Source organism: Actinomycetota bacterium (assembly GCA_014360655.1).
Taxonomy (GTDB): Bacteria; Actinomycetota; Geothermincolia; order Geothermincolales; family RBG-13-55-18; genus JACIXC01.
In genome coordinates this window covers 125,226-139,580 of sequence record JACIXC010000006.1, presented here as the reverse complement: position 1 = coordinate 139,580, position 14,355 = coordinate 125,226, and the positions used below count along the sequence as shown (strand labels likewise).

The following is a 14,355-nucleotide window of genomic DNA, read 5'->3' as shown; positions in this document are numbered from 1 at the left end:
GGCCCCTCCGCGAGGAGGGTTCCGGTCACGACGGCATCCAGGCCGGCAAGACACGCTCCGCATGACGCGGCGAGGGCAGCCGCCGCGGAGCGAAGCACGCGGATCGAGGACCTCCTCGCATACCCGTTAACCGGATGCGTGCGGGTGATGATCTTTCTGGATATCGGTCTTCGTTCCCCTTTTCCCGTTTCCCGTTACCCGGCCAGGTAAGGGCAACGATGGCATACAACGATCGGGCATGGGGTCATATAGGATGTGGGATCAAGAAACGCGTTCACCGCGGCACAAGACGTCCACCGGGCAAGAAAGTAAGGGACCGGTACCTCATCCATATAGATGTAAACCAATAGTTTACATACTATCTTGCGGCCACGCAAGCCCTGTTGTTACGAAACTGTTGCGGCAAGGTTGTGATTCTGTAACATTGACGTGTGGGTAACTTGCCGTTCCGCGCCTCCGGGTTTAGAATCTGTTATGGATGGATATATAAAAGAAGCGGAAATATACGGATTGTCGGTAAACCATCGCGGGCGCGGCGTTCGGATACAGAGGATGTCCTTATAGAAGATAGCGGTTATCTTTCCAGTGTATAGGCGGTAAGAGCGTCTTGTGACGACTGGGGGTGTTAGGACAAAAAATCGGGCGCAAAAACGATCCATACGGGCGAAGGTCTGGAAACGTTTGGTCTTTCCATCCCGATGACACCGTGACGCGGGAATAATCTTCACCCACCATCCAGAAACAATGGTCGTTCCTTGTCACCGCCCGAAATGACGCCCGGCAAACCACGTGAAGGACGAGGTCTCGAAGGAATAGTTCCTGGAGAGGCGATGAGGATAGCCCTGGCGCACGACTGGCTCACTAACCTAGCGGGCTCGGAGAGGGTTCTTCTGACCCTGCACGAGATCTATCCGGAAGCGCCCATTTACACCTCCGTTTTCGTGCCCGGCGAGTTCCCGGCGCTCGCCGACGCCGACGTCCGCACCTCCTTCCTGCAGAAGCTTCCGCTGGCCAGGACGAGGCACCAGGCCTTCCCCGTGCTGAGGACGGTGGCCTTCGAGAGGTTCGACCTTTCGGGTTACGACGTGGTCATCTCCTCCAGCCACGCGGAGGCCAAGGGTGTGATAACGCGCCCGGAAACGCTGCACATCTGCTATTGCTACACGCCCATCCGCTACTACTGGAGCGGTTACCACCATTACCTGGAGAACCCGCGCTTCGGGGTCCTCAACCCGCTGCTCAGGGCGCTGCTCCCCTACATGACCAACTACCTGCGGGTGTGGGACCGCTGCGCCGCCGACCGCGTGGACCGTTTCGTGGCCATCAGCGAGCACGTGGCGCGGCGCATCCGCAAGTACTATCGCAGGGAGGCCGACGTCATCCATCCTCCCGTGGACACGTCATGGCTGCAGCCGTCCTCACGCGTGGAGGATTACTTCCTACTGGTGGGAAGGCTGATCCCCTACAAGCGCGCGGACATAGCGGTGCAGGCCTTCAACCGCCTGGGCCTCCCCCTGAAGATCGCGGGCACCGGCTCCGAGCTGGAGTCCCTGCGCCGCATGGCGCGTCCCAACGTGGAGTTCCTGGGGAGGGTGGGGGACGCCGAGCTGGGGGAGCTCTACTCCCGCTGCGCGGCCCTGGTCTTCCCGCAGGAGGAGGACTTCGGCATCGTCCCCCTCGAGGCCATGGCCGCGGGGAGGCCGGTGATCGCCTACCGCGCCGGCGGGGCCCTGGAGACGGTGGTGGAGGGGGAGACCGGGGTCTTCTTCGACCGCCAGGAGGCGGAATGCCTGGAGGAGGCGGTGAGGGACTTCAACCCTGGCCGCTTCGACCCGCAGCGGGTAAGGCGGCATGCATTGCTTTTCGACACCTCGGTGTTCAAGGAAAAATTTTCCACATACGTGGAAAGGGCCTGGAAGAGTTTTCGCGATGCCACGGGAAAGGCGGCAAAAGCGGGGCACCTGAGGGAAGTGCCCCCACCGGGAAACGAGGAAAAGGGGGGTTACTATGGAAAGGCAGCTCACCAGGCATAAGCGATCCGGCTGGGGCCTGACGCTCGACGGGGCCGAACCCTCTTCGACGTACGCCGTCGAGGAGATATCGGACGAGGAACTGCAGGCCATCATCTCCGAGGCGACGCGCGGCTTCCTGCGCCGTCCCGTCTCCCGCCGCCTTGAGGTGGCCGCCAGGGTGGTCGTGCGCATGGCCGTCGACTCCCTGGCCCTCTGGCTCGCCATCTGGATGGCTTACTGGCTGCGCTTCGAGAACGCCTGGTTCGTGAGGCTCTTTCCGCCCGAGGAGGCCGTTCCCCTGGGAACCATCGCCATAACCCTGGCCCTCACCTCGCCGGTGCTCTTCATGGCCCTCAAGGCCTGCGGCCTGTACGACGCCTACCGGCGCGTGCGCATCCTGGACAGCATACCCAGGATCGTGGGAGCGGTGAACGCCTACGTCGTCCTCACCCTCATCTTCACATTCCTCATCAATTCCCACGCCACCCCCCGCGGTTTCATCGTCTTCTTCTGGGCCTTCACCATAATCTTCCTCTTCCTGGGAAGGACGCTCCTGCAGTCGCTCTTCTCCATGCTGGGGATGAGCGAGGCGGTCATGCGCAACACCCTCATCGTGGGGGCGGGAAAGGTGGGAAAATCGCTGGCGGGCAAGCTCGTCAAGCACAAGTGCTTCGGCCTGCGCCCCATAGGTTTCCTAGACGACGACCCCCTCTTCGCGGAGTTCAAGGAACCCGCCCTGCGTGACCTGAGGGTGCTGGGGAGCCTGGACCAGATCGAAAAGGTCATCGAGGACTTCAACGTGGAGAAGGTCATCGTCGCCTTCACGAGCGCCTCCTCCGAGGAGCTCCTGGACCTCACCTCCCGCTGCAACGAGGCGGGCGTGGAGTGCTCCGTCGTGCCGCGCCTCTTCGAGGTCATCACCGACGAGATCGCGGTCAACGAGATCGGCGGCATACCCCTCATACGCCTGCGCGAGAAGAGGCTGCGGGGCTACAAGAAGGTGCTCAAGGCCCTGGAGGACCGCGTTCTGGGGACGGTGCTCTGCCTGGTGGCGCTGCCCGTCATCCTGGTGACCGCCGTCGCCATCAAGCTGGACTCGCCGGGACCGGTGTTCTTCCGCCACAAGCGGGTGGGCAAGGACGGCAAGTGCTTCACCTGCCTGAAGTTCCGTTCCATGTACGACGGGGCCCACAGGCTGCAGGTGCACATGGTGAACGGAAAGCGGGACAACGAGTTCGGCTGGCTCTGCTGGAAGGAAAAGGAAGACCCCCGCGTCACGCGCGTGGGGAGGTTCCTGCGCAAGTATTCCATCGACGAGCTCCCGCAGATCTTCAACGTCATGGCCGGGCAGATGAGCCTGGTGGGGCCCCGTCCGCACATCAAGGAGGAGGTCCGCCAGTACAAGGACTGGCACCGCCAGCGCCTGAACGTCAAGCCCGGCATCACCGGGCTGTGGCAGGTGAGCGGACGCAGCGACCTGCCCTTCGACGAGATGATCAAGCTCGACCTCTACTACATCGAGACCTGGTCCCTGTGGCAGGACATAAAGATAATCCTGCGCACCTTCAAGGCCGTCCTCTCGGGGAACGGCGCCTATTGAGAGGGCGGATTGCGAGGCACGTAACGAGAGGATAGGGCTGCGGGGTTTTTGGGGGGAGGCCGGGCGGCCACCGCCGCCCGGCTTTCGCAATGTGAAAACGCTTCGCCCTCCGGGAGAACACGCTGCCTCGCGCCCGTTTCCGCCGCAACGGCCGCATGCTGCCCCGTATCATGGGCGGTCTTCGCAGGCCGCCCCCGGCTCTCATCCACTGCGCGGACCGTCACCCCTGTAGTAGGTGGAGGGGTCCGTCCATGACCCGCTGCGCTCGGGCTCCTTGTCGGGGTCGTGCTCGGGAGGAGGCCCGTGGAAATGGGAGGGGTCGTACTTGTACCCCACGTAATCATCGGGGTTCACCCGCTTCCCCTCCACCTTGATGACCCGCGCCGGGTTCCCCACCACCACCGAGTAGGGGGGGACGTCCTGGTTCCAAACCACGGCGTTAAGCCCTATCTGGGCGTACTCCCCGATGACGGCGCTGCCCCCCACCATGGCCCCGTGATAGATCTGCACGTAATCGCGCACGTCCATGAAGGGGTTCTCCTCCGGCAAGCCCACCGCCCCCACCGCCACGTGGGAATAGATGCGCACCCCCCTGCCGATGCGCGTGCGCCTGCCGATGAGCACGCTGATGGGGTGGTCCAGGTGAAAATCGGGGCCGATCTCGGCGTCCGGGTGGATCTCCACCCCGCAGAGGAAGTAATTGAGCCGGTAACCCAGGAAGGCGAGGTTTATGCGTCCCTTGAGGTACAGCCAGCGGTAAACGCGGTAGAGGGCGATGGCCTGGTTGCCGGGGTGCAGGAATATGTCCCTCACCAGGCCGCCCAGGCCCTTGCGCTTCAGGGCCAGCCGCAGGTCGTCGAGAAAGTGCGCCTTCTTCTCCTCGTTCATGCGCCGTCATCCCTCCTTTTCCCCTTGTCTCCGCATGGCCCGTGCCAGCCACCTGCGGGCCGTCTCCAGCGAGCCGTATTTTATCATCGCCGTTTCGTAGGGCTTGCTCTCGAGGAACCTCACCGTCTGCGGGGAGAGGACGCTGCGGCCCCTCAACACCTGGGGAAGCCCCAGCAGGGTGTCGAAGATGCCGCGGAAGAACATCCGGAAGGTGCGGTGCTTTATGGAGTAGAGGACAAAGAATACCAGGTAGTGGAAGGCCTTCTTGCACGCCGTGCCCGCAGGATAGAAGCGCGCCAGGTACCACCAGCCCCCGGTCATGGTGATGTACAGCCGGTGCCCCGGGTCACGCACCTCGCGGGAGATCTTGTGCCTTATGGTGGCGGCGGGATGGTACACGATGCGGTAGCCGCGGTCGATGGCCTTGGCGGAGATGTTGCGCTCGAACTGGTAGAGGAGTATCTCGGGCTCTATGTAGCCTATCTCCTCCAGGACGTCGCGCCGCATCATGGCCCCGTTGCCGTGAAAGGAGGGCACGTCGAAGACCCCGTCCGAGGCGTGCTCCTCGGGGGTGAACCAGTGCAGGGGGTCGAAGACCTCGCCGCTGTCGTAGTAGAGGTTCCTGCAGTGCACCACGGCGATGCGGGGATCGCTGGCGAAGACCCTCACCATGCGCTCCACGGCGTCGGGGGCCAGGACCCCGTCGTTGTCCTGGTGGAGGATGATGTCCCCCGAGGCGGTCTTGGCCCCTATGTTCAGGGCCTGGATGACGATGTTGTGGGGCGACTGGATGAAGAGGACCTCGGGAAACTCCTCCCTGACCATCTCCCGCGTCCCGTTCTGGGAATTGTTGTCAACGACGATGATCTCCTCCACGGGATAGGTCTGCGCCTTGATGGCCAGGAGGGCCTCCCTCAGGTCGTCCTTGCGGTGCCAGTTGGGGATTACCGCGCTCACCCGCGGGCGGTACTCACCCGCCCTTTCCTCGGCTTCGCCCTTCGCCGCATTCCCCGCCCCTGCTTTCGCCTCTTCTCGCGTTCTTTCCCCCGCTTCCGGAGCAACCTCGTCATTCACCAGCGTCTCCTTTCCGGGATCACGTCCCTGCCGCCTCGCGTTCGCCTCTCACGTCCTCGACTTACCTTGCTCCCCACGCTTCCTTCCCGCCTTCCCCGTTCCTCGTTCCTTTCCCGTCGCTACCCCTTGCCTACCCATTTCCACCATTATTCTTCACGCCCCGGGGGGCGCTTACAAGGTGCGCTTCCACGCGAGCGCCGCCTCACCCCCTTCCCGCCGCCTCGCGAAAAACCCGCAGGGTCTCCTCCGCTGCCCGCCGCCACGAGAACTCCGCCGCCCTTCTCCTTCCCGCCTCCCGCAGTCCCTCCCGCAGGGCGTCGTCGGCGATGACGGAGGAGATAGCCGCCGCCATGTCCGGCACGCTCAGGGGATCGAAATAGGCCGCCGCCTCCCCCGCCACCTCGGGCAGTGAGGTGACGTTGGAGCAGGCCACCGGCGTCCCGCAGGCCATGGCCTCTATCACCGGCAGGCCGAAACCCTCGTAGAGAGAGGGGTAGACGAAGAGGCCGCAGGCGTTGTAGAGGAGCAGGAGCTCCTCCTCCGGGACGTATCCCAGGCGGACCACGCCCCCCCGCAAACCGCAGCGCTCCGCCGTTCCCTCGATGTCCACCGGGGGGCTGAATGGCGCCGCCTGTCCCAGGATGAGCAACTGCAGCTCCCGGCCCAGCTCCCTCTCCGCCGACGCCACCGCCTCCACCAGCCTCTCCAGGTTGCGCCGCGTGTGCACCGCCCCGGCCGTGAAAAGAAAGCCGGGGCGCAGGCCGTAGCGCGAGCGTACCCCCGCAAGCCTCTCCTCGTCCCTCACCGGGCGGAAGAAGGCGTCGGGGGCCTCGTAGATCACCTCCACGCGGGAAGGCTCCACCCCCAGCAGCCGCACGATGTCCCCCCTGGAATGCTCGCTGACGGTGATGATCATCTCGGCGCGCCTCACCTCACGCCAGAAGATATCGTCGAAGCGGAAGCGCCGCTCGGCGGAGAACCACTCGGGATGCACCTTGAAGGTGAGGTCGTGCACCACCACCACCGAGGGGCACACCTTAACGAGGGGGAGGAAATAGGAGGGAGAGAAGTGCAGGTCCACCCCCTCGCGGCGCATGGCGAGCGGAAGGCGGAGATGCCTCCACGTAAGCCCCGGCGCGCGGGAAAGCACCCTGGTGCGCAGGCGGGGGGACGAAAAGGGCAGCGGCGCGATCTCCCCGGAGAGGTAGACCACGTATTCCTCCTCGCCCTCCAGGAGCACCAGCTCCCGCAGCAGGTTCACCAGGTACCTGGCCACCCCGTACCTCTCGCCCTGCAGGGTGCGTCCCTCCACCCCGACGATCATGTCGCCGCCTCCGACTCCTCTCCCGCGCCCTTCATGCCATGGCCCTCCATGCCTTGTTCCTCCATGCCATTATTTACCATGCACGCATGCCGCCCACGCGTGGCGCCGCGGCGAGTCCGGGCGCCCGCATCACGCGCGCCCGCATCACGCGCCGCGGGAACCCCGCCTCTCCAGCACGGCGGCCAGCTCGTCCTCCATCTCCCGGCACTTCGCGGCGAGGTCGAACCTCTCCCGCGCCCTCCTCCTTCCCGCCTCCCCCATCTCCCTCGCCTCCCGCGCATGGGAGAGCGCCCACGACACGGCCCGCGCCATCGCGGCGGCGTCGCCGGGGGGGACCACCAGCCCCGTCACCCCTTCCTCCACTATCTCGCGCACGCCCCCGCCATCCGCGGCCACCACCGGCAGCCCCAGGGACATGGCCTCGAGGAGCACCGTGGGCAGGGGGTCGGGAAGAATGGAGGCGTGCACCAGCACGTCGAAGGAGGACATTATCTCCAGCACGTCTTCCCGGAAACCGGTGAAGACGGCCTTCTCGGCCAGTCCCAGCCCGCGCGCCGTCTCCCTGAGCTCCTCGAGGTAGGCCCGCTCGCCGAAGACGGCGTCCCCCACGAGCATGAAGCGCGCTTCCGGCAAACGCCGGGACACCTCCGCCGCGGCCTTCAGGAAAACGTCCGGCCCTTTCCAGTCCACCAGCCGTCCCACCATGCCGACCAGGGGAGCGTCCGCGGGGATGCCCCACTCCTCCCTTGCCCCCTCCCTCCGCGCGCGCGGCACCCTCGCCTCCTCCACGCCGTTGTGGACGGTCACCACCTTCTCCTCCGCCACCCCCAGGGAGACGAGGGCACGGCGCGAGGCCTCGGAAACCGCCAGGACACGCGCGGCGAAGAGGGAGGCGAAAATGCGGAAGAGCAGGAGGTTCAGGCGGCTGAAGGCGCGCTCGTCCACGATGTCGTGCAACCTCCAGACCACCGGCCTTCGCGCCAGCCAACCGGCCAGGCTGCCGTAGATGTCCGCCTTGGCGCTGTTGGTTAGCACCAGGTCGTACCCCTCCTTCCTTATCAGCGAGGACAGCCCGACCACCGTGCGCGTGAAGTCCCAGGGATAGGCGAGGACGGCCCACCGCTTCTCCCCCAGCGACCTCCTTTTCACCTGCAGGAGCCGCCTGGAAGGAAATCCCAGGTGAACGCGGAACCCCATGCCCTCCGCCTCCTCCACCAGGGGGCCGCGTCGCGGGCAGGCCAGCGAGGGCTCGAAGCTCCCGCGGTCCAGGTGGGCGAGAAAGCGCAGCAGGACGCGCTCCGCCCCCCCTATCTCCACGGCGTGGTTCACGACCAGCAGGCGGCAGGGTGCCATGGCGGCGTCTCACCCCCTGCGGGCGGAGAGGAGCAGGCTGCGGCCCCTCTCCCTGAACCAGGGCAGGCCGGAGAACACACGGTAGAGGGGAACGCCCACCGCCACGCTCACGCGGTCTCTCAGGAGATGGGGGAAGACCGTGAAGCACCTCTCCACCTCCAGCCCTGCCGCTTCCACCGCCCGCCTCAACTCCTTCCCGTCGTAGACGTGCACGTGGCCCGGGTCCTCGAAGATGCGCGGGCTGGGATAGAGGCGGTTGGGGGTGCACACGGCGAGAAGACCCCCGGGGCGGAGAACCCTCCTCCATTCCGACAGTCCCGCCGCCAGGTCCTCGAGATGCTCCACCAGGTGATGGCTGACGACGCGGTCGAAGGAGGCGTCCGCGAAGGGCAGCTCCTCCGCCCGCGCCCGTATCACCCGGCTGGAAGGGGCGGCCGTCCGCGCCAGGCGCACCGCCTCCTCCAGGATGTCCACCCCCACCACCTCGTGCCCCTTTCCCTCCAGGAAGGAGAGGAGGGCGCCGCCGCCGCAGCCCACCTCGAGGATACGGCTCCCCGGCTGCGGGCGCAGCAGGCGGTAGAGGAGCTCCACCTCGATGCGGAAATCCCGCGTGGACTCGCGGTAACGGTAGTAGCCCTCGTCGTAAGGGACGCCTTCTCTCCTGGCCCCTCTCCCGGCCCCGCCGTCCCCGGAGGAGGCGGGTTGACGATCACCGCGCCCCGCCACCGGCTTCCTCCCCTCCCCGCGTTTCCTCTTCCCGCGCCCCGCCGCCTTCCGGGAACATCTTCTTCGCCTTCGCCTCCAGGATGTGGTCGAAGGGCGTTCCCGTGCGCAGTTCCGTCCAGCTCCTGACCTTCACGCCCGCCTCTCTCCACTTCAACAGGTAGTCGACGGGAGTGGAGGGCGCCCGGTAGGGGTTGGGGTGGTCGTAGTATTTCTCGGGGTGGGCGATGACGTCCTCCTGCCAGGCGAGCCCCAGGTCCACGGCGGAGAACATCTCCTCCGCCGGCACCCCGCCCACGATGGTGAGGGGCTTGACGTCCTTGGTGACCACGGAACCGGGCATCACGCCGCTGTGCTCCCCCACCGTTACCCCCGGCAGGATGAGGGAGCGCGCGCCTACGGCGGCGTTGTAGCCGATGCGCGTGGTGCTCACCCGCATGGGGAGGTCGACCACGGAATTGAACGAGGCATCGTGGGCGTAGATCACCGCACCGTAGCCTATCTTCGCGTAATCCTCGATGATCACGTGTTGCGGGGTGGTCATCTCGATCCACACGCCCAGGTCCACCCAGGCCTTCTCCGATATCTGCACCCCCCGCTTGCGCAGAAGCTTTATCCTGGTGGTGAGGTCGGGATGCCACATGGAGAGGATCATCAGCGTGCGGTAATCCATGAAGGCCAGGATGTCCAGGATGTTGTTGATGATCTTACCGCCCAGGAGATTGCGGGCAAGGAAGGCGTAGCCCCTGAGCAACTTCAGATAATCGTTGAGGTGATTATCCCCTTTCTTATCCCCCTTCATGGTCACGGCTCCTTTCTCTTTCGGGCCCCCTCTTCCCGGACCCGCGGGAACGCCACCGCCGATGTCCGGGGCTAAATGATTTATCGACAAACACGCCTTTCCGTTGAGCGCGGGGCACCCCCCGCGCACGGCGTATCCTGCCGTCGCCTCCACCCTTGCGCACCGCGGTGCCGCGGCGCCTTTCATCATCTCCCATTATATTAACCGAGTTAATATCCCTGGATATACCGTGGGCGGGAGCTTGCGAACGGGGCCCGCGGCTCCCGCCGTATCCACGGGCGGCACGGCGTGCGCGGGCGCGCAAAACGTCCTTTGCGCCGACTGCTATAATAAACCCTGGTACGCATCCGGCGAGGGCGGGTATCCCGTTGAGATAAAGTGCCGCATCCCGTGACCGATATATCTATTTGCGGGATATGCGCTCGGGATACCACGACGCACGGGGCATGGGCATACCTGCAGCGAGAGTCGTGTCGCGTCGGAACGGGTGCGTGTGAACGTGACCGGTAAGGAAGGCAAGGAGAAGAGAAAGGCCGGGGGATGAAGTTCCAGGATATAGGTCGCGCCATCGTCAAGCGCTCGTGGATCGTCATCGCTTTGCTCCTCATCTCGCTGCTGGTGGCGGCCATCGTCACCCAGGCGCAGGACCCCATCTACAAGGTGGAGATAGCGGTTTCCGCCATGGCGCCCAACAACCCCACCACCAAGCTCCCCGACGCCACCATCCAGGCCTCCTTCGTGGTGCTCATGCGCTCCATGGCCAACTACGCCGAGGGACTGGACGTGGCGGAGGCGGTGAGCAGGCGTCTCGCCCAGGAGGGGATCGACATCACGCCCGAGGAACTGCTGGGCAAGGTCAGCGCCGTTCCGGAGACCAACTCCACCTCGATAAAGATAACCGTCTCCGACGTGAGCCCCACCCGCGTGGCCGACATCGCCAACACCTGGGGGGAGGTGCTGGCCCTCAAGACCCTGAAGAGCGAGGCGAACGAGTACTTCGACGAGAACCTCAAGGCCCTCATCCTCAACGGCACCCTGGTCTTCACCAACCGCGCCGTCCCCCCCAGCAAGCCCACCCAGCCGAAGCCCGCCGTCTACCTTGGGTTGGGGGCCTTCGTGGGGCTGTTGCTGGGGCTCACCATCGCCGTGCTCATAGAGTACTTCGACCCCCATTTCCGCACGCCACAGGAGACGGAGGAGCTGCTCGGGCTCCCCGTGCTGGGAATACTACCCCGTGAAAAGGGCGAGAAGGCGCTGCAGCTCCTGCCCGCCTTCGGCGAGGGGTCCCGAACCTGGGAGGCGTACTCCGAGCTCCGCTCGGGTCTCATCCTCACCCGCAGGGAGGAAGCGCCGAGGTCCATCCTCGCCGTGGCCGCCATCCCCTTCGAGGCGGGCCCGGCGGTGGCGGCCAACCTGGCCATGAGCATCGCCGCCACCGGCAGGGACACACTCCTGGTGGACTGCGACCTGCGGGCGGGCGCCCTCAGCGGACTACTGGGCGTAGCCGGAAGGCCCGGCCTCTCTGACGCCCTCGCCGGCGACGGCGACCTGAAGGGCCGTGCCATCGCCGGCAAGTTCCCCAACCTCTCGCTGCTCCCATCGGGGTCCCGCAGGGAGAACTCCACCGACCTGCTCTCGCTTCCCTCCTTCGCGCGCAACCTGCGCGAGCTGGAGAGCCTCTACGACCAGGTGGTGCTCTACGCCCCGCCGCTTTCGGGTTCCATGGACGCCGCCGTGGTGGCCTCACAGGCGCAGGCCTGCCTCGTCATCATCGACAGCGGGCTTTGCACGAGAAAGGCGGCCGTGGAGGCCATGCACAACCTGCGCCTGCTGGGCATCGTGCCCTCGGGCGTGGCCCTGGCCAACGTCAAGATGAAGGAACGTGCCCGTGCCGCCGCCTCCGTGCGGCCTGCCGCTCCCGCGGTTGGAGCCGCCGTACCGGCCGCAAGTCCGCCCGTGCGGGAGCGCAAGCCCGCCGTCGCCGCCCCCGCGGGCCCCGTCGCCGCACCCGCGGCCGCCGCGACCCCCGGGGAAGGCGCAGGCGCCGCGAAAGAGAGGGAGAAGACCCCGGGTGCGGCGCAGCAGCCGGACAGGACGCTCGAGGACTTCCGGCGCATGGGGGAGAAGGGGGAGCCCATCCCCAAGAACTGGCTGCGCGCCCTCAACTCCGAAAAGCGCGAGGTGAGGGAGACGGCCACCGCGGCCATTACCACTTATTACCATTCCTTCCTGCGCCGCTACCGCATCAGCGAGGAGAGCGTGAAGCGCATCACCGATTCCATCATCAGGATGATGCGCAGGGAAGGGGAGTTCGCGGGCATGAGCGAGGCCGAGGCGCAGCGCCACCTGCAGAAACTCCTCATCGAGGCCGGGGCCGGGTCACCGGGGAGGTCGGCCGCGAAAAACGGCGCGGGAACGGCGTCGCGGGAGGAAGGGGGGCCGGGGGCCGCGAACGGCAGGGACCCGAAGCGCAAGGAAAAGCACCGCCTCCGCCTGCACCCGAGGGGAGAGGAATGAGGCGAGGCGGCACGCACGGGGCGCAAGGAAACGCGAAGGGGCTCGCGGCGAGCGGCAAGAGGGAGAAGAACGGTGGGTGAAGGCCGCGGGCCCGGGCAACGGACCCCACTCCCCGTGGGCCACGTGGCTCCGCGGCCGGGGCGGAGTCTCCGGTGACGGGGGCGGCCGCGCTCCTTCCGCCTTGCAAGCAAGGGAGGCAAAAGGAACGGGGGAGATGGTGAATTGGAGAGAGTAGGCCGCCTCACCAGGAACACGGCCGCCCTGGTGGCGGCGAAGGTGGTCACCTCGGGGCTGACCTTCCTCCTCGCCGTCATGATCAACCGAGAGCTGGGGCCCGAGAGGGCCGGCATCTACAACTACGCCTTCGCCCTCTACACCATCTTCCAGGTCATCCCGGATTTCGGGCTCGGCAACATCTCCATACGCGACATCTCGCAGGACGACTCGCGCATGCGCCGCTACCTCGTCAACATCGTCTCCATGCGCCTCCTCCTGGGGTGCGCGGCCTTCATCCTGCTCATGGCGACCAACCTGGTGAGCACCGCCCTGCAGGGCGGGGGCTCCCTGGGGGGCGAGAAGTTCTGGGTGGTCTTCGCCATCTCCTTCAGCCTCCTGGTGGAACAGCCGCTCTCCAACTCCCTGGCCGAGAACTTCATCGCCCTGGAGAGGCTGGTGCTGGTATCGGGCGTGTACCTCATCATGGCCGTCCTGAGGGTGGCGCTCAGCATCTACGTCATCAGCGCCGGATGGAGCAACGTCCTCGTCTGGCTCATGCTCATATACATCCTCACCTACGTCTACTCCCTCCTGCACCTCTACCCCCTTTACCGGCGCCTGTTGAGGAAACGAGAGGCCGCCGCGGTGGACCCGAGCGCATACGCCGCGGCGGAGGCCATCCTCCGCGCTCCCGAGATGGGGGGCGAGGCGCCCGTGGAAGCCCTTCTCGCCGATTATTCCTATGCGACCATCGGGGAAGAGGCGCGCGGGGAAGGGGGTGCCGCCGCGGGTGTGGGGGTCCCGGAGACCGCCGCGGGCGGGGAAACCCCGGCGGACGCTGCGGACGTCGGGGAGAGGGGGGTCGCGACGGCCGCCGCCGGGATCGCGGGCCCGCCGCCCGCGGAGAAGGCGGCGCCACGGCGCCTCGCTTTCCTCGCCATCGACACCGCCCTGTGGCGTTACCTCCTGGGCAGCGCCTGGCCGCTGGCGGTGGTGGCCACGGGGGTGGTCGTCTACGCGGGCATCGATATCCCCATACTCTCCTGGCTGAAGGGCGACACGGAGGTGGGACTCTACGGGGCCGCCGGCATGTTCGCCAAGGCCTTCGTCTTCCTCACCCTGGCCATCAACATGGCCGTCCTGCCGGCGGTATCCAGGGTGGCTGGAAAATATCCCCAGAGGCTGGGCGAGATATGGGAGCGGCTGCTGCGTTACGCGCTGTTCCTCATAGCCCCGCTGGTGGTCATACTGCCCGTCCTGGCCCGGCCCGTGCTGGTGCTCCAGGAACACCAGTTCGTCACCGCCTGGCACGCCGCGTGGCTGACCATGGCGGCCATGAACTTCACCTTCATGACCGCCATATGCTTCCCCTTCTTCATCGTCATCGACCGCCAGAAGGAGATCTCCAAGCTGGTGGTCTTCTCCGTCCTCCTGAAGGCGGGGCTGGACTTCGCCACCATCCCCTTCTGGGGATACACGGGGGCGGCGATCACCGTGCTGGTCAGCGAGTGCGTGGTGTTCCTGGTGCTCGCCTGGCTGCTGTCGCGGGAGCTCTCCTACCGCCCGCGGCTCCTGAGGCTCGCCGGCGCCCCGCTGCTGGTCACGGGAACGCTCTACGGTGTTTCCGGCGTCCTATACGCCGCGCTGGGCAAGGGAGGGGAATCCTTCGCTTCCTCCATGCGACACGCACTTCTCGTCTCGCTGGTCCTGGTCGCCGTCTACCTGCTGGTGGGCTTCGCGGCGGGCGCGTTCAGGAGAAGGGACCTGCGGGAGCTGAACGAGCTGCTCACCGCGTAAGACGGGTGAGATAATGGGATGAGATAATAGGATGAGATAATGGAAAGGC

The 14,355-nt window shown here is 66.0% G+C and carries 10 protein-coding genes; 4 read left to right on the top strand and 6 right to left on the bottom strand.

What is annotated here, in order from left to right:
* The first annotated feature begins 830 nt into the window (after positions 1-830).
* Both H5T73_06205 and H5T73_06200 read left to right on the top strand, forming a co-directional pair.
* Complete coding sequence (locus H5T73_06205; protein ID MBC7247353.1) at positions 831-2,033, top strand: glycosyltransferase; 1,203 nt, start codon at positions 831-833, stop codon at positions 2,031-2,033.
* Complete coding sequence (locus H5T73_06200) at positions 2,008-3,612, top strand: sugar transferase (GenBank protein ID MBC7247352.1); 1,605 nt, start codon at positions 2,008-2,010, stop codon at positions 3,610-3,612. Before H5T73_06205 ends, H5T73_06200 begins: the two co-directional genes overlap by 26 nt.
* Before the next feature lie 201 nt (positions 3,613-3,813).
* Here H5T73_06200 and H5T73_06195 read toward each other — a convergent pair whose 3' ends face one another.
* From H5T73_06195 to H5T73_06170, 6 genes are all read right to left on the bottom strand, one after another.
* A complete protein-coding gene (locus H5T73_06195) occupies positions 3,814-4,500 on the bottom strand; it encodes a serine O-acetyltransferase (GenBank protein ID MBC7247351.1) in 687 nt (228 codons plus the stop codon).
* Positions 4,501-4,506: 6 nt separating this feature from the next.
* Positions 4,507-5,574: a glycosyltransferase family 2 protein gene (locus tag H5T73_06190; GenBank protein MBC7247350.1), complete on the bottom strand. Its 1,068-nt coding sequence runs from the start codon at positions 5,572-5,574 to the stop codon at positions 4,507-4,509.
* Between the two features lie 202 nt (positions 5,575-5,776).
* A complete protein-coding gene (locus H5T73_06185; GenBank protein ID MBC7247349.1) occupies positions 5,777-6,898 on the bottom strand; it encodes a glycosyltransferase family 4 protein in 1,122 nt (373 codons plus the stop codon).
* 144 nt (positions 6,899-7,042) lie between these two features.
* Positions 7,043-8,251 (bottom strand): glycosyltransferase, encoded by a 1,209-nt coding sequence (locus H5T73_06180; GenBank protein ID MBC7247348.1) that lies wholly within the window; start codon positions 8,249-8,251, stop codon positions 7,043-7,045.
* A 9-nt stretch (positions 8,252-8,260) separates the two neighbouring features.
* Positions 8,261-8,977, bottom strand: coding sequence for a class I SAM-dependent methyltransferase (locus tag H5T73_06175; GenBank protein ID MBC7247347.1), 717 nt, complete (start codon positions 8,975-8,977; stop codon positions 8,261-8,263).
* Positions 8,961-9,776, bottom strand: coding sequence for an acyltransferase (locus tag H5T73_06170; GenBank protein MBC7247346.1), 816 nt, complete (start codon positions 9,774-9,776; stop codon positions 8,961-8,963). The genes H5T73_06175 and H5T73_06170 overlap by 17 nt, the downstream gene beginning before the upstream one ends.
* 540 nt (positions 9,777-10,316) lie before the next feature.
* On the opposite strand from H5T73_06170, the gene H5T73_06165 reads away from it, so the two are divergent.
* Both H5T73_06165 and H5T73_06160 read left to right on the top strand, forming a co-directional pair.
* Entirely contained in the window at positions 10,317-12,293 is a 1,977-nt protein-coding gene (locus H5T73_06165) for a hypothetical protein (GenBank protein MBC7247345.1), read from the top strand.
* 222 nt (positions 12,294-12,515) lie between these two features.
* Positions 12,516-14,306, top strand: coding sequence for a flippase (locus H5T73_06160; protein MBC7247344.1), 1,791 nt, complete (start codon positions 12,516-12,518; stop codon positions 14,304-14,306).
* The last annotated feature ends 49 nt before the right edge of the window (positions 14,307-14,355 follow it).

Bases quoted from the DNA above. Each gene is read 5' to 3' on its own strand.
- H5T73_06205 (MBC7247353.1), top strand. From the start codon at position 831: ATGAGGATAGCCCTGGCGCACGACTGGCTCACTAACCTAGCGGGCTCG.
- H5T73_06200 (MBC7247352.1), top strand. From the start codon at position 2,008: ATGGAAAGGCAGCTCACCAGGCATAAGCGATCCGGCTGGGGCCTGACG.
- H5T73_06195 (MBC7247351.1), bottom strand. From the start codon at position 4,500: ATGAACGAGGAGAAGAAGGCGCACTTTCTCGACGACCTGCGGCTGGCC.
- H5T73_06165 (MBC7247345.1), top strand. From the start codon at position 10,317: ATGAAGTTCCAGGATATAGGTCGCGCCATCGTCAAGCGCTCGTGGATC.
- H5T73_06180 (MBC7247348.1), bottom strand. From the start codon at position 8,251: ATGGCACCCTGCCGCCTGCTGGTCGTGAACCACGCCGTGGAGATAGGG.
- H5T73_06170 (MBC7247346.1), bottom strand. From the start codon at position 9,776: ATGAAGGGGGATAAGAAAGGGGATAATCACCTCAACGATTATCTGAAG.
- H5T73_06185 (MBC7247349.1), bottom strand. From the start codon at position 6,898: ATGATCGTCGGGGTGGAGGGACGCACCCTGCAGGGCGAGAGGTACGGG.